This is a genomic window from Mesorhizobium sp. M0938, from assembly GCF_040319125.1.
GTDB classification, from domain to species: domain Bacteria; phylum Pseudomonadota; class Alphaproteobacteria; order Rhizobiales; family Rhizobiaceae; genus Mesorhizobium; species Mesorhizobium robiniae.
Genome location: NZ_JAMYNS010000008.1, coordinates 214856 through 233561 on the forward strand (window position 1 = coordinate 214856; position 18706 = coordinate 233561).

Annotated in this window: 22 protein-coding genes; 12 read left to right on the top strand and 10 right to left on the bottom strand. The window is 62.8% G+C overall.

Annotated features, from left to right (window positions below; genetic code table 11):
* Nucleotides 1–47 precede the first annotated feature (47 nt).
* Genes NKH73_RS16615 through NKH73_RS16625 form a run of 3 tightly spaced genes read left to right on the top strand, consistent with a single transcriptional unit; the run spans nucleotide 48 to nucleotide 2605 of the window.
* Nucleotides 48–677 carry a DUF1285 domain-containing protein gene (locus NKH73_RS16615; protein WP_352933812.1) on the top strand — a complete coding sequence of 210 codons (630 nt, stop codon included), beginning with the start codon at nucleotides 48–50 and terminating at the stop codon, nucleotides 675–677.
* Nucleotides 678–707: 30 nt separating this feature from the next.
* On the top strand, nucleotides 708–1340 hold the full coding sequence (locus tag NKH73_RS16620; RefSeq protein ID WP_352933430.1) for a CoA pyrophosphatase: 633 nt from the start codon (nucleotides 708–710) through the stop codon (nucleotides 1338–1340).
* A complete protein-coding gene (locus tag NKH73_RS16625; protein WP_352933433.1) occupies nucleotides 1337–2605 on the top strand; it encodes a CCA tRNA nucleotidyltransferase in 1269 nt (422 codons plus the stop codon). The genes NKH73_RS16620 and NKH73_RS16625 overlap by 4 nt, the downstream gene beginning before the upstream one ends.
* Before the next feature lie 5 nt (nucleotides 2606–2610).
* Here NKH73_RS16625 and NKH73_RS16630 read toward each other — a convergent pair whose 3' ends face one another.
* The 3 genes from NKH73_RS16630 to hemF all read right to left on the bottom strand — a co-directional run bounded on the left by NKH73_RS16630 (nucleotide 2611) and on the right by hemF (nucleotide 4483).
* Complete coding sequence (locus NKH73_RS16630) at nucleotides 2611–2796, bottom strand: DUF1059 domain-containing protein (RefSeq protein WP_027024449.1); 186 nt, start codon at nucleotides 2794–2796, stop codon at nucleotides 2611–2613.
* A gap of 269 nt (nucleotides 2797–3065) precedes the next feature.
* The gene (locus tag NKH73_RS16635; protein WP_352933436.1) at nucleotides 3066–3326 is read right to left on the bottom strand and encodes a DUF1344 domain-containing protein; all 261 of its coding nucleotides are present in this window, start codon (nucleotides 3324–3326) and stop codon (nucleotides 3066–3068) included.
* Between the two features lie 245 nt (nucleotides 3327–3571).
* Complete coding sequence (gene hemF, locus NKH73_RS16640) at nucleotides 3572–4483, bottom strand: oxygen-dependent coproporphyrinogen oxidase (protein WP_352933439.1); 912 nt, start codon at nucleotides 4481–4483, stop codon at nucleotides 3572–3574.
* Between the two features lie 105 nt (nucleotides 4484–4588).
* On the opposite strand from hemF, the gene NKH73_RS16645 reads away from it, so the two are divergent.
* Nucleotides 4589–4846 carry a hypothetical protein gene (locus NKH73_RS16645; RefSeq protein ID WP_352933442.1) on the top strand — a complete coding sequence of 86 codons (258 nt, stop codon included), beginning with the start codon at nucleotides 4589–4591 and terminating at the stop codon, nucleotides 4844–4846.
* A gap of 140 nt (nucleotides 4847–4986) precedes the next feature.
* Here NKH73_RS16645 and soxR read toward each other — a convergent pair whose 3' ends face one another.
* Nucleotides 4987–5433, bottom strand: coding sequence for a redox-sensitive transcriptional activator SoxR (gene soxR, locus NKH73_RS16650; RefSeq protein WP_352933445.1), 447 nt, complete (start codon nucleotides 5431–5433; stop codon nucleotides 4987–4989).
* Between the two features lie 169 nt (nucleotides 5434–5602).
* A complete protein-coding gene (locus NKH73_RS16655) occupies nucleotides 5603–6061 on the bottom strand; it encodes a tRNA (cytidine(34)-2'-O)-methyltransferase (RefSeq protein WP_352933448.1) in 459 nt (152 codons plus the stop codon).
* A 423-nt stretch (nucleotides 6062–6484) separates the two neighbouring features.
* Between NKH73_RS16655 and NKH73_RS16660 the strand changes: the two genes are divergently transcribed.
* The 4 genes from NKH73_RS16660 to NKH73_RS16675 are packed head-to-tail and all read left to right on the top strand — an operon-like array spanning nucleotide 6485 to nucleotide 11105.
* Nucleotides 6485–6928 carry a hypothetical protein gene (locus NKH73_RS16660; RefSeq protein WP_352933451.1) on the top strand — a complete coding sequence of 148 codons (444 nt, stop codon included), beginning with the start codon at nucleotides 6485–6487 and terminating at the stop codon, nucleotides 6926–6928.
* Between the two features lie 29 nt (nucleotides 6929–6957).
* A complete protein-coding gene (locus NKH73_RS16665; RefSeq protein ID WP_352933814.1) occupies nucleotides 6958–8832 on the top strand; it encodes an ABC transporter ATP-binding protein in 1875 nt (624 codons plus the stop codon).
* A 42-nt stretch (nucleotides 8833–8874) separates the two neighbouring features.
* Nucleotides 8875–10758: an ABC transporter ATP-binding protein gene (locus tag NKH73_RS16670; RefSeq protein ID WP_352933453.1), complete on the top strand. Its 1884-nt coding sequence runs from the start codon at nucleotides 8875–8877 to the stop codon at nucleotides 10756–10758.
* Between the two features lie 32 nt (nucleotides 10759–10790).
* The gene (locus NKH73_RS16675; RefSeq protein WP_352933456.1) at nucleotides 10791–11105 is read left to right on the top strand and encodes a DUF6665 family protein; all 315 of its coding nucleotides are present in this window, start codon (nucleotides 10791–10793) and stop codon (nucleotides 11103–11105) included.
* 3 nt (nucleotides 11106–11108) lie between these two features.
* Here NKH73_RS16675 and NKH73_RS16680 read toward each other — a convergent pair whose 3' ends face one another.
* Complete coding sequence (locus NKH73_RS16680; protein ID WP_352933817.1) at nucleotides 11109–11465, bottom strand: cupin domain-containing protein; 357 nt, start codon at nucleotides 11463–11465, stop codon at nucleotides 11109–11111.
* Nucleotides 11466–11765: 300 nt separating this feature from the next.
* Here NKH73_RS16680 and petA point away from each other — a divergent pair, with 300 nt between their 5' ends.
* The 4 genes from petA (at nucleotide 11766) to NKH73_RS16700 (ending at nucleotide 15245) form a co-directional block, all read left to right on the top strand.
* Nucleotides 11766–12326: a ubiquinol-cytochrome c reductase iron-sulfur subunit gene (petA, locus tag NKH73_RS16685; protein ID WP_352933459.1), complete on the top strand. Its 561-nt coding sequence runs from the start codon at nucleotides 11766–11768 to the stop codon at nucleotides 12324–12326.
* A gap of 11 nt (nucleotides 12327–12337) precedes the next feature.
* Nucleotides 12338–13639 carry a cytochrome b gene (locus NKH73_RS16690; protein WP_352933462.1) on the top strand — a complete coding sequence of 434 codons (1302 nt, stop codon included), beginning with the start codon at nucleotides 12338–12340 and terminating at the stop codon, nucleotides 13637–13639.
* A gap of 89 nt (nucleotides 13640–13728) precedes the next feature.
* Complete coding sequence (locus NKH73_RS16695) at nucleotides 13729–14601, top strand: cytochrome c1 (RefSeq protein ID WP_352933464.1); 873 nt, start codon at nucleotides 13729–13731, stop codon at nucleotides 14599–14601.
* Nucleotides 14602–14699: 98 nt separating this feature from the next.
* The gene (locus NKH73_RS16700) at nucleotides 14700–15245 is read left to right on the top strand and encodes an adenine phosphoribosyltransferase (RefSeq protein ID WP_352933467.1); all 546 of its coding nucleotides are present in this window, start codon (nucleotides 14700–14702) and stop codon (nucleotides 15243–15245) included.
* Between the two features lie 47 nt (nucleotides 15246–15292).
* Here the strand turns inward: NKH73_RS16700 and NKH73_RS16705 are convergent, their stop codons facing one another.
* From NKH73_RS16705 to ychF, 4 genes are all read right to left on the bottom strand, one after another.
* Entirely contained in the window at nucleotides 15293–15763 is a 471-nt protein-coding gene (locus NKH73_RS16705; protein WP_352933469.1) for a MaoC family dehydratase, read from the bottom strand.
* Nucleotides 15760–16221, bottom strand: a complete 462-nt coding sequence (locus NKH73_RS16710) for a MaoC family dehydratase (RefSeq protein ID WP_352933472.1) — start codon at nucleotides 16219–16221, stop codon at nucleotides 15760–15762. Before NKH73_RS16710 ends, NKH73_RS16705 begins: the two co-directional genes overlap by 4 nt.
* 145 nt (nucleotides 16222–16366) lie before the next feature.
* On the bottom strand, nucleotides 16367–17341 hold the full coding sequence (corA, locus tag NKH73_RS16715) for a magnesium/cobalt transporter CorA (protein ID WP_352933475.1): 975 nt from the start codon (nucleotides 17339–17341) through the stop codon (nucleotides 16367–16369).
* Between the two features lie 225 nt (nucleotides 17342–17566).
* Nucleotides 17567–18670, bottom strand: a complete 1104-nt coding sequence (gene ychF / locus NKH73_RS16720; protein WP_352933478.1) for a redox-regulated ATPase YchF — start codon at nucleotides 18668–18670, stop codon at nucleotides 17567–17569.
* Between the last annotated feature and the right edge of the window lie 36 nt (nucleotides 18671–18706).

Here is an 18706-nt window from a genome sequence, read left to right on the forward strand (position 1 = left end):
CACAGACTTAGGCTGACAAGCGGAACAACAGTGACTATTTCGTGACCATGACGGAACGCGCCGAGGATCGTGAAGAGAGTTTGACGGCCGCCACCGAGGCGCGCGGACTGGAGGCGCTGATCTCGCGTGCCGCCCGCGCGGGCAAGGGGCCGGCCCCGGTGGAGCGCTGGAATCCAGCCTTTTGCGGCGATCTCGACATGGAGATCAGGCAGGACGGCACCTGGTTCTACCAGGGCACGCCGATCGGCCGTATGCCGCTGGTGCAGCTGTTTTCCTCCGTGCTGCGCAAGGACGAAGACGGCAAGACCTATCTGGTGACGCCGGTCGAAAGGGTCGGCATCCGCGTCGTCGACGCGCCTTTCATCGCCGTCGAGATGGATGTTTGCGGCACCGCCGATGGCCAAGTCATCACCTTCCGCACCAATGTCGGCGACGTGGTCGAGGCCGGTCCGGACCATCCGCTGCGCTTCGTCGACGAGGACGCGACGGGTGGTCTGAAACCCTATGTGCTGGTGCGCGGACGGCTGGAGGCGCTGGTGGCGCGGCCGGTCATGTACGAACTGGTCGGGCATGGCGAAGAGATCGACGTCGGCGGCAGAAGGATGTTTGCCGTCCGCTCGAAGGGCGTGGTCTATCCGATCATGACGGCGGAAAAACTGCAGCGGCTGAGCGCATGATGGGCAGCGTACGATGGACCAGGTGACGCTATGGACCAAGTGACGCGGGCGCCGTTTTCCGCCTGGGATTTTCGCGCACGTGTCGCGGCACAGCCGCTGGCGCATGCCGCCGACGATTATGGCGACCATCGCTTCAATCCCGGCCATCCGCGGTTGAAGCTGGCGAAGGCATTGCGCGATGCCGCCGTGCTGATCCCGGTGGTCGACCATGGACGCGATGCCACGGTTCTGCTGACCAAACGGGCGGAAAAGCTGCGCAACCATTCGGGGCAGGTGGCTTTTCCCGGCGGCACGATCGACCCCACCGATCCGAGCCCGGAGGCGGCGGCATTGCGCGAGACATTCGAGGAGATCGGGCTCGGCCAGGACCAGATCGAGATCATCGGCCGCATGCCCGATTATGTCTCCGGCAGCGGCTATCGCATCGCCCCGGTGCTGGGGATCGTGCGGCCGGGTTTTTCACTGACGCTGAATTCCGAAGAGGTCGATGCCGCCTTCGAAGTGCCGCTGCGCTTCCTGATGGATCCCGCCAACCATGGCCGCGACAGCCGCATGTGGAACGACCTGGAATGGTTCTTCTACGAGATGCCCTATGACGGCCAGCGCATCTGGGGCGTCACCGCCGGCATCATCCGCACGCTCTATGAAAGGCTCTATACGTGAGCGGCGCGGTGTCGCTCGCGGGCAAAGCCGACTGGCTCGGCGAAAAGCACCTGCAGCGCCTGCTGGCGGCGCTGGCCGATGGCGGCGAGGAGGCGCGTGTCGCCGGTGGCGCGGTGCGCAATGCGCTCATCGGCCAGCCGGTCGCCGACGTCGATATCGCCACCACTTGCCTGCCTGATGAGACTATCCGCCGCGCCGAGGCGGCGGGCTTCAAGGCCGTGCCGACCGGCATCGAGCACGGCACCGTCACGATTGTCGCCGGCGGGAAGCCATTCGAGGTGACCACGCTGCGTGCCGATATCGAGACCGACGGGCGGCGGGCAAAAGTGTCGTTCGGGCGCGACTGGAAGGCCGACGCGGAACGGCGCGATTTCACTATCAACGCACTCTATGCTGAGGCCGATGGCACGGTTGTCGACCTGGTCGGCGGCATTGCCGACATCGAGGCGCGCCGGCTTCGCTTCATCGGCGATCCGGAGGCGCGTATCCGCGAGGATTATCTGCGCATCCTGCGCTTTTTCCGCTTCTTCGCCTGGTATGGCGACGGCCGGCCGGATGCCGAAGGGCTGAAGGCCTGCGCCCGGCTCAAGGAGGGGCTCAGCCAACTTTCGGTCGAGCGCGTCTGGTCCGAGCTGAAGAAGCTGCTGTCGGCGCCCGATCCATCGCGCGCCTTGCTGTGGATGCGCCAGGCCAGCGTGCTCACCAGCGTTCTGCCGGAAAGCGAGAAATGGGGCATCGATGCGATCCATGCGCTGACCAGGGCCGAAAAGGATCTGGGCTGGACGCCGGACCCACTGCTCAGGCTGGAAGCGATCGTGCCGCCGGACGCCGCGCGAATGAAGACGCTCACCGAGCGGCTGAGATTCTCGGTCAGCCAAGCCGGCCGTCTCAGGCAGTGGGCGCTGACAGCACCTGTCGAGCCGAAGACGACCGAGGCGGAACTCGCAAAACGGCTTTATCGTGGCGATCATCAGGGCTTTGTCGATCGTTTGCGGCTGTCGCTCGCTTCCGCTCGAGCCCGCGCGATCGAGGACAATGACGCGCTGCTCGAAGCCGGCGGCTTCTCGCGCCTGCTGGCCTTTGCCGGAAAATGGAAAAAGCCCGATTTTCCGCTCAAGGGCGTCGATCTGACGACGCTTGGCGCGTCGCCCGGGCCGAAACTCGGCGCAACCTTGAAAAATCTGGAAAACGAGTGGATCGAGTCCGGCTTTGCGCTGGATCGCGGCGCGCTCCTCGGGCGCGCCGCAGAAGCACTCGAAAGTTAAACAAATCAAGCCGCGTCGCGGGCCTTTTCGATGCGCGAACGGATGGCTTCGATCATCGTCTCGCGGATGATCGTCTCGCCATGCGTCTCGCGCATGTGCTCGACCGCACGACGCATGACTTCAGCTTCCTCTTCGGCGCGCGTATGCCAGTCACATCCCGGAACGAGCGAGCCGCAGTGGAATTCCTTCATCGGATTTCTCCTTTTCCTCCTCGGAGCGCCGCGCACTCGCTGAATGCGGAAGCTCCAGCACCTTTGATCGACGCATGATCCCTGTCGAAAACCGGTATCGGTATTCGGGTCATACGCTGGCCGAGCAAGCATAACACGATCGAGTGGTTTTGGTTGCCGCACGACCGAAAAGGCGGAGCAGCGCTGCTCCGCCTTCTTACACTACCCCGGAGACAAGACGGTGTCTTGCTCTGGAGGCAAGACCTCGTCTTGCCTCAGTGGGCAGGCCGTCACTTCACGATCCTGACTGCCTCGGCAATTTTGCCCTTGCCGCTCATGTCCCACGAAACGCGAACCTTTTCGCCGACCTTTAGGCCAGGATCCTTGAAGGCCTTGGGCAGCGTAAAGGTGGATCCGTCATCCAGAACAAGGCTCATAGCCGTTCCATCATAGACCTTGACTGTGCCCGTGGTGTGCTTGACCGCTGCGAAGGCAGCGCCACCAGAGGCAAGAACGGCAACAGCCGCAGCCGACATAATAAGCTTGCGCATGGCATGCTCTCCTGGAAAATGAGGGCACTTAAAAAGGTGCCTCACTCAATCATTAGGCCGTCCGGTCGCGTCGAGTCGCGGTTCTGGAGGAGGCGAGAACCGCCGGCGCTTCCCGGCCCGAAGCGAAAAATAGCCCTGTTTTTTCAAAGGGATATTAGACGAAAAAGATATTCTCTGTGCCACATTCGCTGCCAGAATCCAGCGATTTGGACCTGATTGCGGCTCACGTCCAACTCACCGAGAGTTTACGGCCATTTCACCTCTGGCGGCAGGCTGGACAGGATCGAGGCGACGTTGCCGCCGGTCTTCAGCCCGAAGATGGTGCCGCGATCGTGAAGCAAGTTGAATTCGACATAGCGGCCACGGCGGATCAGCTGTTCTTCGCGATCGCCGTCGGTCCAGTTATCGTTGAAATTGGCCCGCACCAGATGCCCGTAGACGACGAGAAAAGCGCGCCCGACATCCTGGACGAAGTTGAAATCGGCGTTCCAGCCGCCTCTGTCCTCGTCCGAATGCAGCCAGTCGAAGAAAATGCCGCCGGTGCCGCGCGGTTCGTTGCGGTGCGGCAGATAGAAGTACTCGTCGCACCAGGCCCTGAATTTCGCGTGGTCGGCCACCGCCGGATGCTTGTCGCAGGCGAATTGCATGGCGCGGTGGAAGGCAACCGTGTCCGGGTCGTCCTGGGTGCGGCGGCGGTCGAGCACCGGCGTCAGGTCGGCGCCGCCGCCGAACCAGTGGCGCGAGGTGACGACCATGCGGGTGTTCATATGCACGGCCGGCACGTTGGGGTTCCAGGGATGGGCGATCAGCGAAATGCCGCTTGCCCAGAAGCGCGGGTCTTCTTCGGCGCCCGGCATCTGCTTCCTGAACTCCGGCGAGAACTCGCCATAGACGGTGGAGGTGTGGACGCCGACCTTCTCGAAGACGCGGCCACGCATCATCGACATGATGCCGCCGCCTTTGCCGGCGTCGCGCTCCCACTGCGTCTTTTCGAAGCGGCCGGGCGACCATGAGGCCTGCGGCCCCTGCAGGTCCCGCTCGATCTGCTCGAAAGTGGCGCAGATGCGCTCGCGCAACGTCTCGAACCACAGCCGCGCCTTCATCTTCTTCTGTTCGATGTCGGCCGGCAGCCCCGCCGCTATTTCGGGTCGTTGCAAATGCTGTCTCCGGTTGCGGGGCGCACCCCGACAAATGACTCGTCTTTTCCGGCCGCGATCCCTAATCTCTTGGGTGCAAGGGTCAAGTGTGAATGGAGTTCTTTCGTGCGCACCCCGGCAAGACCGCCGCTGGACGGCTTGAAGAAGAGGCTCGAGCGTTCGCGCACCGAGCGCGAGCGCATGCCGCGCGACGGGTTCCTGCGCGAGACTTTCGTCCTGCCGCGCTCCGATGCGCGGCTCAAGGCGAAGGAGTGGTTCGAGCGCTTTCCCAAGCAGGCCTACTGGACCGAGATCGAAAGCTGGTTCGAGCGGCCGGGCGACGTCATCGAATTCACCATCAGGCGGCTGCCGGCAGCGGATTAGGGTGTGTCGATATTCAGGTGATGCCGGCCTGCGAACGACGGTTTCCTGCGCTTCCGGTACTCACGGACCCAATGTCCGCTCCGTTCCGGTTCTCGGAACCCACCATTCTCGGCGCGGCCTGACCTGAATCTCAACACATCCTAAAGCGCGACCAACAACCGCCTCGCTCCCGGCCCTTGGGCGCTCAATCGGTCTTCCTTGTTCCGCAACGGGCACTTGTCGATCGACATGCAGCCGCAGCCGATGCAGTCGGTCAATCCGTCGCGCAGCTTTTTCAGCTGGGCAATCTTGCGATCGAGCTGGTCGCGCCAGGCCGTTGAAAGCAGGTTCCAGTCCTCGCGCGTCGGAGTGCGGCCTTCAGGCAATGATTGAAGTGCAGCACCGATCTCGGCCAGCGAGATGCCGACCTCTTGCGCGATCCTGATGATCGCCACACGCCTCAGCACGTCGCGGCCGTAGCGCCGCTGGTTGCCTGATGTGCGGTGGCTGCGGATCAGTCCGCGCGCCTCGTAGAAATGCAGCGCCGATACCGCCACCCCGCTTCGCGTCGCCACCTGGCCGACCGTCAATTCCGTCACCGCAGTCATTCGAATTTTCCGCTTGACCTCAAGTTAAGTTGAGCTTGTAACGAAGAAACCCTTGATATGCAAACCGCAGGAGAAGGCGATGTGCGCCTGGGTGAGAATGACAAGAGAGGGTGTGGTCGTAGGCCAGAAAGCGGCGATAAACGTTGCGCCCACTGAGGATATGCAAATCCTATCCGAGTTGCCGGATCGCCTCGCCAGTCACCATGGCGACGGAAAGCGCGACGTTGATGCTGCGCGCGGCGCCTTGCATCGGGACGATCAGTCGCGCGTCCGCCGCCTCGTGGACAGAATCCGGCACGCCTGCGGATTCACGGCCGAACAGAAGGACGTCATCGTCGGCGAAGATGAAATCCGTATAGGCGGTCGCAGCTTTGGTCGACAGCAGCACCAGCCGCCGCGCTTCGCCTCTGCGCCAGTCCTCGAAAGCGTGCCAGTCGACATGCCGGGAAAGCCGCGCCATTTCGAGATAATCCATGCCGGCCCGTTTCAGCGCCCGGTCGGAGAGCGGGAAGCCGGCCGGTTCGATGATGTCGACGCCGAGACCGAGGCAAGCGGCGAAGCGCAGGATTGTCCCGGTATTGCCGGCGATATCCGGCTGGTAGAGCGCGATGCGGAGACGGTCGTTCATTTCGACGCCATTTTGATCCGTGGCAGATCGGCCACAGGGGTCGCGCGGTTTTGGAAATTGCTGGACTGGCGGGTGGTCATTTTCTGCGAAATCGGTTATACGCCGGGCATTGTCAACCCGAACCGATGGAGGGGTAATTCATGATTATCATGTACATCCAGCGCCCCTCTTGTGGGCTTACCAGCCTGCCGGCGGTTTCGGTACGACGATTCTCCTGACCTTTTAGACTTCGATCGCACCGATTCTTAGCCGAAACCTTTTTTCGGTCTTCGAAGGAATCCTGCGATGTTTTTCAAGCTGTCGAAGGGGCTGAACGCCCCACCTGAACACGCCTTTGTTCAATCCTCGCCTTTCGCTGGCCGTTCGCCCGCGAACAGGTCGGACTCAGCCTTTTTCCTACACTTTCACATGGAGGACGGACCGATGTTCGATCCCTGCAGAATTCCCGGTTCAAGAAGCCTGCACGAGCGCAGGATGGCGACCTGGGCGCTTTTGATCGGCGAAACCTATTCGTCGGCGGTTCACGCCGAGACCCGTCGGCGACCACATCGCGGCATGCTGCCGGACGTCGATTTCTCGCGTGCGGTTCCCGACCGCAGCCGGCCGTCGCTGGTGCGCCGGATCATCAGACTGATCCGGCCTGGCGCAAAGACAGGCGCAAAACTCCGGGTCGTCGACACCGCGCTGCCAGGATCGCCAAACGAGCCTGTCGGCGAAAAGACTGCGACGTCCTATATTGCGCGAAGCAGGATCGGCGGCCCGGGTGATTCCGGGACGCCGGTCTTTGTCGCCACGCGATCCCATGACGCTACGCGCTCCCAAAGCACCAGGCGCTCCCGGGACGCTACGCGTTCCCGCGCCGCGTGAGCGAAACCAAGCATGTGAGTAGCAAGACAATGTTCCGCTGGTTTGAAAGAAGGCTCGATCCGTTCCCCGCCGAGGAGCCGGTCGAGCCGCCGAAGACGCTGATCGCCTTCTGCGTGCACTATACGCGCGGCGCCTGGCCCTACATCGCTCTCGATGCTGTGCTGGTGACGGCTATCGCCGTCGCCGAGGTTTGGATGTTCGGCTTCATGGGCCGGATCGTCGACTGGCTCTCGGTGCAGAATCGCGAGACGTTCCTGCAGACCGAGGGCTGGAAGCTCGCCGGCATGGCGTTTATCGTGGTGTTCGTGCTGCCGGCGACGGTCTGGTTCCATTCGCTCCTCAACCAGCAGACGCTGATGGGCAATTATCCGATGCGTATCCGCTGGCAGGTGCATCGCTACCTGCTCAAGCAGTCGATGAGCTTCTATCAGGACGAGTTCGCCGGACGCATCGCGACCAAGCTGATGCAGACCGCGCTCGCGGTGCGTGAGTGCGTCATCAAGCTCATCGACGTGCTCAATTATATCGTCGTTTATTTCCTCGGCATGCTGTTCATCGTCGGCTCGGCCGACTTGCGGCTGGCGGCACCGCTTGTCGTCTGGCTTGCCGGCTATGTCTTGCTCTTGCGCTATTTCATTCCGCGATTGGGCAAGGTCGGCGAGGAGCAGGCTAATGCGCGCTCGACCATGACCGGCCGCGTCGTCGACAGCTACTCCAACATCCAGACGGTCAAGCTGTTCTCGCATGCGCGGCGCGAGGCGTCCTTCGCCAGGGAAGGCATGGCCGGCTTTCTCGATACCGTCTACCGGTCGATGCGGTTGGTGACGCAGCTCTATGGCCTGCTCTACATCCTGAATGCGCTGCTGTTGTTTTCGGTCACCGCGATCTCGCTGTGGCTGTGGCTCGGCCAGGCGGTGACCATCGGCGCCGTCGCCCTGGTCATCGGCCTCGTACTTCGGCTCTGGGGCATGTCGCAATGGATCATGTGGGAGATGTCGGCCCTGTTCGAGAACATCGGCACGGTGCAGGACGGCATCAGCTCGATCTCGCTGCCGCGCCTCGTCGAAGACAGGCCGGGGGCCAAGGATATTGCGGTGACCAAGGGCGAGATCCGTTTCGAGGACATCCGCTTCCACTACGGCAAGCAGAAGGGCATCATCGAAAGCCTGTCACTGACGGTGAAGCCGGGCGAAAAGGTCGGCATCGTCGGCCGCTCGGGCGCCGGCAAGTCGACACTGGTCAATCTTCTGTTGCGCTTCTACGACCTCGAAGCTGGCCGGATCCTGATCGACGGCCAGGAGATCGCGGCGGTGGCGCAGGATTCGCTGCGTGCTCAGATCGGCATGGTCACCCAGGACACCTCGCTGCTGCATCGTTCGGTGCGCGAGAACATCCTGTATGGCCGGCCGGACGCCAGCGACGAGATGCTGGTCGAGGCGGCACGCCGGGCCGAGGCGCTTGATTTCATATCGAGGCTTTCGGACGCCAGTGGCCGCACGGGTTTCGACGCGCATGTCGGCGATCGCGGCGTCAAATTGTCCGGCGGCCAGCGGCAACGCATTGCCATTGCCCGCGTTATGCTGAAGGACGCGCCGATCCTCATTCTCGACGAAGCGACGTCTGCGCTCGATTCCGAGGCCGAGGCAGCCATCCAGGAGAACCTCTACAAGCTCATGCAAGGCAAGACCGTCATCGCCATCGCGCACCGGCTCTCGACCATCGCGGCGATGGACCGGCTCGTCGTCATGGACAAGGGCCGAGTCATCGAGGAAGGTTCGCATGAGCAACTCGTCGCCAGCGGCGGGCTCTATGCGCAGCTTTGGCAGCGCCAGTCGGGCGGCTTCCTGCTCGACGACAGTGCCGCCGCCAACGACGCCATCGTCAAGGGGCAAGCAGCAGAATGATCGCAGCAGAGTGAAGGCAGGCAGCACAATGATGGCCGCCGCATGATGATTGCCGTCTATCGCTGGTTCGAGAATTGGGTCAATCCGTTCAGGGAGCCCGCGGACCTTCGGCCACCGGTCAGCGTCAGGGGTTTCCTCTGGCACTATGTCGGCCAGGCGAAATTCGCTTTCTTCGCCATGCTGGTCATCGGCGGCATCGCGCCGCTGGTCGAGGCCGGACTGTTCTACTTCGTCGGGCGGCTGGTCGACATTCTCGACCAGCTCCCCGGCGGGCGCAGCTGGGACGCGCTGTGGACTGCCGCCGGTCCCGAACTTGTCTTCATGGCCGCCGTGGTGTTGGTCATCCGCACAGTTGTCGTCGGCCTGGCGGCGCTGGTCGACGAGCAGACAATCACGCCCGGCTTTTACAATCTGGTGCGCTGGCAGGCTCACCGCCATGTCTCGCGCCAGTCCTACGCCTTTTTCCAGAACGATTTCGCCGGCCGTATCGCGACCAAGGTCTGGCAGGCGGGGCAGGCGACCGGCGATTTGATGGAAAGCTTCATCGAGGTCGTCTGGTTCATGGTCGTCTATACGGTGACGACGCTGGTTCTGGTCGCCAGCCTCGATCTCAGACTGGCGGTGCTGGTGGTGATCTGGATCACCGCCTTCGGCTGGCTGGCCAAGCGCTACCTGCCGGCGATCCGCAAGCATGCCGAGGCAACCGCCGAGGCCGGTTCTATGATCAACGGCCGCATCGTCGATTCTTATTCGAACGTGCAGACGCTGAAGCTGTTTTCTGCCGACGGCGACGACCGCTACATCAGGAGCGGTTTCGATATCTATCTCGACGCGCTGCGTCCGTTCACCCGCAGGCTGACCGGCGTGCGCATGGCGCTGACGACGCTGTCGGGGATCATGATCACTGCGATCGCCTGTTTTGCCGTCTATCTCTGGCTCGAAGGCTCGATCACAGTCGGCGCCGTCGCCTTCACGCTGTCGCTGGTGCTGCGGCTCAACATGCTGCTCGGCCGGCTGATGATGCAGCTCAACAGCATCCTGCGGAACCTTGGCGTTCTGGAAAACTCCAAGGCGCTGATCTCGCAGCCGCTCGGCCTGACCGATGCGCCCGACGCCAGGGAGCTTGTGGTAGGCGGCGGCCGGATCGACGTGAAGAATGTCGAGTTCCACTACGGCAAGGGGTTCGGCGTGCTCAACGGCATCGACCTTGTCGTGCGGCCAGGCGAGAAGGTCGGACTGGTCGGGCCGTCCGGCGCCGGCAAGACGACGCTGGCCAATCTGATCCTGCGCCTCTACGACCTCGAGGGCGGAAAAATAACGATCGACGGCCAGAATGTTGCCAAAGTCACGCAGAATTCTCTGCGCGCCAATATCGGCGTCGTCAGCCAGGATACCGCGCTTTTCCACCGTTCCTTGCGCGACAACATCAAGCTCGGCATGCCGGACGCAACCGACGCCGAGGTGATCGCGGCTGCCAAGAAGGCCGAGGCGCACGATTTCATCCTCGACTTGCGCGACAATCGTGATCGAGAGGGCTACGAGGCCTTTGTCGGCGAGCGCGGCGTGAAATTGTCGGGCGGCCAGCGCCAACGCGTGGCGATCGCCCGCGTCTTCCTCAAGGACGCGCCGATCCTGATACTCGATGAAGCGACGTCGGCGCTCGATTCCGACATCGAGGCGGCCATACAGGAAAATCTGGCGAGGCTGATGGAGAACAAGACGGTCATCGCCATCGCGCACCGGCTGTCGACCATCGCGGCACTCGATCGCCTGGTGGTGCTCGACGGCGGCCGCATCGTCGAACAAGGCACGCATGACGAACTGGTGGCGCTCGACGGGCTCTATGCGCGGCTATGGAAGCGGCAGTCCGGCGGCTTCCTATACAACGAGGAGAGCATGCTGGAGGAAACGCGGCCGGCGGAGTAGGGCCGCGATTTCTGCAAAAAGCGGAGTGAATCATGTCGGTGCGAATGCCATCGAATTTCGGACGGTCCAGCGCGCAGGAGTCGGCTCTCGACCTGCTCGGCCATGAAATCCTCGGCGAAAAGGCGGCGGCGCTCGGCCGCGCCGGCCGGCGCGTGGATGAAACGCTGGCGAGGTTGCGTGAACATGGCGACGATGGCGAACAGCGTGGCCACCTGCTCAAGGACGCGGCGGAGGCCGTCCACGGCTATTTCATCCAGCGCGAACTGTGCGGCTTGCGCAAGCACGACGCGGTGATCCGGGAATACAATATCCCAAAAGCCGTGCTGGCCAGGCTCGGCGCGAAATAACGGTCATTCCAGCCATTCGGTGATGAAGCTGCCGTTTTCGTGGATGTCGGTGGTCTCCAGCGGGCCTGGGCCGAGATTGGTGAATTTGTGGGGCGTGTTCGGCGGCACGATCAGGATCTGGCCGGCCGACGCCTCGATCTGCCGGTCGCCGACGGTGAACAGCCCGGTGCCGGCGCGGATGATGAAGATCTCGCAATAGGGATGCGTGTGCAGCCGCGGGCCGCCGCCGATCTCCGGCAGATAGTTGAAGATCAGGCAGCTTTTGGAGCCGTAGGCGCCGCACTGCAGTTCGCCTTGCCAGTGGTCGGACCGGCGGTCGGACGCCCCGGCCCATTTGTCGCGGTCGATGACATGCGCCATGGCCGAGGATAGACCGGGGCCGGTCTTCTGTCGAGGCAACCGCAGGCGCCGGTTTTGCCGTTGTTTTCCTGTGGTTTGACCGTCTCCGTCGCCATGCCGCCCGACGCCGGTTTGCCTCCCCGCGACAATCTGCCCTTGTGCCTTCACCCGTCTGGACAAAAACAGGCTTCACGCATAAACCGAAGTCCAAATGCCGGAGGAATTCGCTAGCCTGTTCGCCATGCGCTGTCGGGTTGGCGTGAATGAGCGGGGAATAAGGCTCGACCACCGGCACGGAAGAGGCGAAAGGATCAGGCACCCGTGAGCGCAACCGACATCCAGGATCCCAACCGTCGTGATTTTCTCTACGTCGCCACCGGCATGGCCGCAGTGGTCGGCGCGGGTGCCGTCGCCTGGCCGTTCATCGACCAGATGCGCCCGGATGCCTCGACGCTGGCGCTGGCCTCGGTCGAGATCGACGTCTCCTCGCTGACGCCGGGAACATCGCTTGTCGTGAAATGGCGCGGCAAGCCGGTGGTCGTACGCAACCGCACAGAACAAGAGATGAAGGACGGCGAGGCGGTCAATCTGGCCCAGCTCAAGGATCCGCTCGCCCGCAACGCCAATTTGCCCTCTGACGCACCGGCGACCGACGCCAACCGCACCATGCCGGGCAAGGAGGCATGGATGGTGATGGTGCAGGTCTGCACCCATCTCGGTTGCATTCCGCTCGGCCAGGAAGGCGAGTTCGGCGGCTGGTTCTGCCCGTGCCACGGTTCGGTGTACGACACCGCCGGCCGCGTCCGCGGGGGACCGGCGCCGGAGAACATGGCGGTGCCGGTGTTCCAGTTCATTTCCGACACCAAGATCCGTATCGGCTGAGGGACATTTCGATGAGCGAGGGACACTCGACCTATACGCCCAAGACCGGTATCGGACGCTGGTTCGACGCCCGTATGCCGCTGCCGCGGCTGGTCTATGACAGCTTCGTCGCCTATCCGGTGCCGCGCAATCTCAACTATGCATGGACCTTCGGCGGCATCCTGGCGCTCATGCTGGCGGCGCAGATGCTGACCGGCATCGTGCTGGCCATGCACTATGCGGCGGACAGCACGCTCGCCTTCGATTCGGTCGAAAAGATCATGCGCGACGTGAATTCGGGCTGGCTGCTGCGTTATCTGCATTCGAACGGCGCGTCGTTCTTCTTCGTCGCCGTGTACATCCACATCTTCCGCGGCCTCTACTACGGTTCCTACAAGGCACCGCGCGAGCTTCTGTGGATCCTTGGCTGCATCATCTACCTCCTGATGATGGCGACGGGTTTCATGGGCTATGTGCTGCCCTGGGGGCAGATGAGTTTCTGGGGCGCGACCGTCATCACCGGCTTCTTCAGCGCCATCCCGCTGGTCGGCAACTGGATCCAGGAGCTTCTGCTCGGCGGCTTCGCCGTCGACAACCCGACGCTGAACCGCTTCTTCTCACTGCATTATCTCTTGCCGTTCATGATCGCCGGCGTCGTCGTGCTGCATATATGGGCACTGCATGTGGTCGGCCAGTCGAACCCGACCGGCATCGAAGTCAAGTCGAAGACCGATACCGTCGCCTTCACCCCTTATGCGACTATCAAGGACGCCTTCGGGATGCTGGTGTTCCTGTTTATCTTCGCCTATTTCGTTTTCTATCTGCCGAACTTTCTCGGCCACCCGGACAATTACATAGTCGCCGACCCGCTGAAGACGCCTGCCCATATCGTGCCGGAATGGTACTTCCTGCCGTTCTACGCGATCCTGCGCGCCATCACCTTCAATATCGGGCCGATCAACTCCAAGCTCGGTGGCGTGCTCGCGATGTTCGGCTCGATTGCCATGCTGTTCCTGGTGCCGTGGCTCGACACCTCGAAGGTGCGCTCGGCGGTCTACCGGCCCTGGTACAAGCTGTTCTTCTGGCTGTTCGTGATCGATGCCGTCCTGCTTGGCTGGCTGGGTTCGCAGCCTGCCGAAGGCAGCTATGTCTTCATGGCGCAGATGGCGACATTGTTCTACTTCGCCTTCTTCCTGGTGGTGCTGCCGGTGCTAGGCCTGGTCGAGACGCCGCGGCGGCTGCCGAATTCGATCACCGAGGCGGTGCTCGAGAAAAACAAGGGCGGCGGCGGACATCCGGCTGGCGCGACGGCCGCACCGGAAACCAAGGGCTGAGCATGATCCTGAACAGTGGAGACCGGTTTTCGGACGAGATCATGCTCGGGACGACGACGGCGCGGCAGAGAATCTCAAGGGGATTTGGCATGAAGACGATTCTCACCTCGCTGGCTTTGCTCGGCCTTGTGCTGGTAGGCACTGGGGCGGCGATCACCGGGGCTATCGCTCAGGAGGAGGCGCACAGCGAAGCCGCGCCGACGCATTTCCCGATACACGAGCCGAAGGAGATGGACTGGAGCTTCGCCGGGCCGTTCGGCACCTACGACAAGGCTCAGTTGCAGCGCGGGCTGAAGGTCTACAAGGAAGTCTGCGCGGCCTGCCATTCGATGAAGTTGGTGGCGTTTCGCACGCTGGAAGATCTTGGCTATTCGGAAGCGCAGGTCAAGGCGCTGGCGGCCGAGTACACGATCAATGATGGTCCCAACGATGCCGGCGACATGTTCGATCGTCCCGGCATACCGTCCGACCATTTTCCGGCGCCGTTCCCCAACGATCAGGCAGCAGCGGCCGCCAATGGCGGGGCTGCCCCGCCCGACATGTCGCTGCTGGCCAAGGCGCGCGGCGTCGAGCGCGGCTTTCCGCGTTTCGTCTTCGACATCTTCACGCAATATGCCCAGGGCGGTCCCGACTATATCCACTCGCTGCTGACCGGCTATGACGAGCAGCCGCCGGCCGGCATGGAGATACCTGAAGGCACGCACTACAATCCGTACTTCATAGCCGGCGTGTCGCTAAAGATGCCCAACCCGCTTTCCGACGATCAGGTGACCTATGACGACGGCGCGCCGCAGACCGTCGACCAGTATTCCCGCGACGTGTCGGCCTTCCTGATGTGGGCAGCCGAGCCGCATCTGGAAGCCCGCAAGAAGACCGGCTTTCGCGTGCTGGTCTTCCTGCTGCTGTTCGGCGCGCTGGTCTATCTGACCAAGCGCAAGGTGTGGGCCGGCGTGGCGCACTGACCGGTATCGAAAGAACGAAAATGCCGGGGCGCCGAAAGGCGCCCTTTTCTTTTCGGCCGCTTACCGGCAAAACTGTACGGCAACGGAATCTCCGCCTCATGAAATCTTCTCTCGAAGACACGCTGCTTGCCGCGATCCGCACCATTCCCGACTACCCCAAGCCGGGCATCCTGTTTCGCGATATCACTACGCTGCTCGGTAATGCGCGCGCCTTTCGCCGCGCCATCGACGAACTGGTGCACCCCTATGCCGGCGAGAAGATCGACAAGATCGCCGGCATCGAGGCGCGCGGCTTCATCCTCGGCGGGGCTATCGCCCATCAGCTCTCGGCCGGCTTCGTGCCGATCCGCAAGAAGGGCAAGCTGCCTTTCGAGACGGTGCGCGTCGCCTATAGCCTCGAATACGGGCTGGACGAGATGGAGATGCACAGGGATGGCGTATCCCCCGGCGAGAAGGTGATTCTCGTCGACGATCTGATCGCCACCGGCGGCACGGCGGAAGCGGCGGTCAAGCTTCTCAGGCAGATCGGCGCCGACATACTCGCCGCCTGTTTCGTCATCGACCTGCCGGACCTTGGCGGCCGCGAGAAGCTCGAAGCACTCGGCGTGCCGGTCAGGACGCTGATCGGGTTTGAGGGGCATTGAGAGGACGATTCTTCCTTCTCCCCCAGGGGGAGAAGGAAAAAGGTTCCTCACCCCACCTTCACCAGCACCGCACTTTCGAACTCGATAACCTTGTCGCCGGTCGAATCGAAAGCCTCCGAGCGCAGCGTCAATAATCGCCAGCCCGGCCGCGATGCGATGGGGCGGTGGCTAAGCGCGGTGCGGGTGAAGGTTACGGTTTCTCCTGCATAGACGGGCTTCAGCCATTTGAGATTCTTGAAACCGGGCGAGGGGCCGAATTCGGGCGCCGGCCCAGCGCCGGCCCAGCGAGCGCCCTCGGCCTCCACGCCGGTTTCGAGGTTCAATTTCATCCAGGTTGCCGCTGTGTGCCAACCCGAGGCGCACAGGCCACCGAACACGCTCTTCTTCGCCGCCTCTTCGTCGAGATGGAATATCTGCGGATCGTATTTCCTGGCGAACGCCTTGATCGCCTCAGGTTCGAATGTATGCGACCCGAGCGTGACGGTGGCGCCGATGCGAAAGAACTCGTCGAGACTCACGCGCTGGCCCCTCGGGTCAGGAACATGACGGTGTTCTCAAGTTCGAAGACGCCTTCGCCACGCTGGTTGAAAAGCTCGCTGCGCATGGTGACGAGGCCGATCTGGGGCTTGGATCTGGACAGGCGCTTGGCGAGGACGGTGGTGTTGCCGTTCAAAACGTCGCCGGCCAGCACCGGCCTTTTCCATTTGACGTGGTCGACACCGGGGGCGCCTTGCGAGGTCGAGTCCAGCAGGAAGGCGTCGCACAGCATGCGCATGAACATCGCGCATGTGTGCCAGCCGGAGGCCGCCAGCCCGCCAAGGATGCTGGCCCTGCCCGCTGCCTCGTCGAGATGCATCGGCTGCGCATCGAATTCCTGCGCGAATTCGATGATCTCGGCCGCGCTCACCAGCTTCGTGCCAAGGTCGAGCGAGGCTCCCTCGACGAAATCCTCATAGGCCCAGGTCTTTCCGGTCATGGTCTGGAATCCGGTTCAAGATTGTACGATCCCAAGGGATCGGCGTTCCCGGATGCAGGCGGGGCGAGATTTGGTCAAGTGATTTCTGGTGCGCCAGGCCGTCCCGCCCGCCGGAACAGCCAGCGGAACAGGAGGTCCGATGGCTCTACAACCAGCCGCGGCGGCGGAAATACCAGAACGGAAGGATCGCCGACAGGATCATCAAGCCGATGGCGAACGGGTAACCGAAGTGCCAGGTCAGCTCGGGCATGACATTGAAATTCATGCCGTAGATCGACGCCACCAGCGTTGGCGGCAGGAAGATGACCGCGGCGACGGAGAAGATCTTGATGATGGCGTTCTGCTCGATCGAGATCATGCCGAGCGTCGCGTCGAGCAGGAAGTTGATCTTCTGCGACAGGAAGGTGGCGTGGTCGGCAAGCGACAGCACATCGCGCGACAGGGTCTTGATGCGCGCGCGGACGTCCTTGCTCATCTTGGTCTGGGCCGAGGCGTGGGTGAGAAAGCCGGCCAGCCGCTGTAGCGAGATCAGGCTGTCGCGGATCGAGGAGGCGATGTCCTCCTTGCGGCCGATGGCTTTCAGCAATTCCTGGAAGTCGCGGTTGCGCTTGGAAGCCTTGGTCGAGCGCGCTTCGAAGATGTCGCGCGAGATCGCCTCGATGTCGCGGCCGGCGCGCTCCAGAATGTCGGCAAGGCGGTCGACGATTGCCTCCAGCAAGCCGATCAGGATGGTGTCGCTGCTGGTGCAGCCGGTCGCCACCTTTTCGGCGCGCAGCGGAAAGGTCGTGAAGGCCTTGGGCTCGTGGTAACGCACGGTGATCAGCCTGTTGCCGGCCAGCACGAAGGTGACCGGCGACATCAGAGGATCGTCGGCCTCGGTCTGGGCCGGCAGCGTGGCGGTCATGAAATAGGCGCCGTCCTCGATATAGAGACGGCTCGAAATCTCGATCTCCTCCATCTCCTCGCGCGTCGGAATGGCAACGCCGAGCCAGGTCTCGATCGTCGCTTCCTCCTCCTTTGTCGGATTCAGAAGATCGGCCCAGACGATCCTGTCGCTGTTTGCCAAGAGATCGTCAGCGAGGCGCAGTCGATCATTGTCCACGACGAATGCCTTGATCATCGCCGGGTCTCCCTTGCTGTGGCCAAAGAGCGGTGCGTTCGATAGCGCTGCGTCGTTTCGGATTGCACGGGGACAGAGGCTTTCGATGAAAGCACGTGCCGGTGCAGACGCCCCTTAGACCGGGCATTGCAGGCAGTCAACCCGCCCGGAAGGGCTTGTGCGGCCGTGCACGAGGCTGTGATCGCGTCGGCGGCCATGATGGCAGCCGGCGCGTCGTCGGTCACATCAGGTGTTGAACTTGAACAGCATGATGTCGCCGTCCTGGACGACATATTCCTTGCCTTCGTCGCGCGCCTTGCCGGCTTCCTTGGCCGCGACTTCGCCGCCCAGCGTGACGAAGTCGTTGTAGGCGATGGTCTGGGCGCGGATGAAGCCACGCTCGAAATCGGTGTGGATGACGCCAGCCGCCTGCGGCGCCTTGGCGCCCTTGTGCACGGTCCAGGCGCGCGTCTCCTTCGGCCCGACGGTGAAATAGGTGATGAGCTGCAAAAGCTCGTAGCCGGCGCGGATCACCTTGTTCAGGCCCGGTTCCTCAAGGCCCAGCGTGGCGAGGAACTCCATTTCCTCTTCATCGCTGAGCTGCGCTACCTCGGCTTCGATCGCCGCGGAAATCACCACGGTGCGGGCGCCTTGCGCGGCAGCCATCCGGTCGACCGCTTCGGTATGCGCATTGCCGGTGGCGGCGTCGGCCTCGGCGACATTGCAGACATAGAGCACGGGGTGCGACGTCAGCAGGTTCAGCCCCTGCAGAATGCGCAGATCCTCGGGCGCGATGCCGTTGAGCAGGATGCGGGCGGGCTTGCCGGCCTGCAGGAGTTCGAGGGCGGCTTCCATCATCGGAAGCACGGCCAGCGCCTCCTTGTCCTTGCCGGAAGCGCGCTTGCGGAACTGCGCGATGCGGCGTTCGAGGCTATCGAGGTCGGCGAGCATCAGCTCGGTCTCGACGGTCTCGGCGTCGGCGACGGGGTCGATGCGGCCCTCGACATGAGTGATGTCGTCATCCTCGAAGCAGCGCAGCACATGGACGATGGCGTCGACCTCGCGGATATTGGCCAGGAACTGGTTGCCCAGCCCTTCGCCCTTCGAGGCGCCGCGCACCAGGCCGGCGATGTCGACGAAGGAGATGCGGGTCGGGATGATCTCCTTCGACTTGCCGATCGCCGCGATCTTCTGCAGGCGCGGGTCGGGCACCGCCACCTCGCCGGTGTTCGGTTCGATGGTGCAGAACGGATAGTTAGCGGCCTGCGCCGCCGCCGTCCTGGTCAGCGCGTTGAAAAGCGTCGACTTGCCGACGTTGGGCAAGCCAACGATGCCGCATTTGAAACCCATTTTTGTCCGGTCCTATCGGGAAATCGAAATTTGATG

Excerpts from the sequence above, each read along its gene's own strand:
- NKH73_RS16615 (WP_352933812.1), top strand. The coding sequence starts at position 48 with ATGACGGAACGCGCCGAGGATCGTGAAGAGAGTTTGACGGCCGCCACC.
- NKH73_RS16620 (WP_352933430.1), top strand. The coding sequence starts at position 708 with ATGGACCAAGTGACGCGGGCGCCGTTTTCCGCCTGGGATTTTCGCGCA.
- NKH73_RS16630 (WP_027024449.1), bottom strand. The coding sequence starts at position 2,796 with ATGAAGGAATTCCACTGCGGCTCGCTCGTTCCGGGATGTGACTGGCAT.
- NKH73_RS16635 (WP_352933436.1), bottom strand. The coding sequence starts at position 3,326 with ATGCGCAAGCTTATTATGTCGGCTGCGGCTGTTGCCGTTCTTGCCTCT.
- soxR (WP_352933445.1), bottom strand. The coding sequence starts at position 5,433 with ATGACTGCGGTGACGGAATTGACGGTCGGCCAGGTGGCGACGCGAAGC.
- NKH73_RS16655 (WP_352933448.1), bottom strand. The coding sequence starts at position 6,061 with ATGAACGACCGTCTCCGCATCGCGCTCTACCAGCCGGATATCGCCGGC.
- NKH73_RS16660 (WP_352933451.1), top strand. The coding sequence starts at position 6,485 with ATGTTCGATCCCTGCAGAATTCCCGGTTCAAGAAGCCTGCACGAGCGC.
- NKH73_RS16665 (WP_352933814.1), top strand. The coding sequence starts at position 6,958 with ATGTTCCGCTGGTTTGAAAGAAGGCTCGATCCGTTCCCCGCCGAGGAG.
- NKH73_RS16670 (WP_352933453.1), top strand. The coding sequence starts at position 8,875 with ATGATGATTGCCGTCTATCGCTGGTTCGAGAATTGGGTCAATCCGTTC.
- NKH73_RS16675 (WP_352933456.1), top strand. The coding sequence starts at position 10,791 with ATGTCGGTGCGAATGCCATCGAATTTCGGACGGTCCAGCGCGCAGGAG.
- NKH73_RS16680 (WP_352933817.1), bottom strand. The coding sequence starts at position 11,465 with ATGGCGCATGTCATCGACCGCGACAAATGGGCCGGGGCGTCCGACCGC.
- NKH73_RS16690 (WP_352933462.1), top strand. The coding sequence starts at position 12,338 with ATGAGCGAGGGACACTCGACCTATACGCCCAAGACCGGTATCGGACGC.
- NKH73_RS16695 (WP_352933464.1), top strand. The coding sequence starts at position 13,729 with ATGAAGACGATTCTCACCTCGCTGGCTTTGCTCGGCCTTGTGCTGGTA.
- NKH73_RS16700 (WP_352933467.1), top strand. The coding sequence starts at position 14,700 with ATGAAATCTTCTCTCGAAGACACGCTGCTTGCCGCGATCCGCACCATT.
- NKH73_RS16710 (WP_352933472.1), bottom strand. The coding sequence starts at position 16,221 with ATGACCGGAAAGACCTGGGCCTATGAGGATTTCGTCGAGGGAGCCTCG.
- corA (WP_352933475.1), bottom strand. The coding sequence starts at position 17,341 with ATGATCAAGGCATTCGTCGTGGACAATGATCGACTGCGCCTCGCTGAC.
- ychF (WP_352933478.1), bottom strand. The coding sequence starts at position 18,670 with ATGGGTTTCAAATGCGGCATCGTTGGCTTGCCCAACGTCGGCAAGTCG.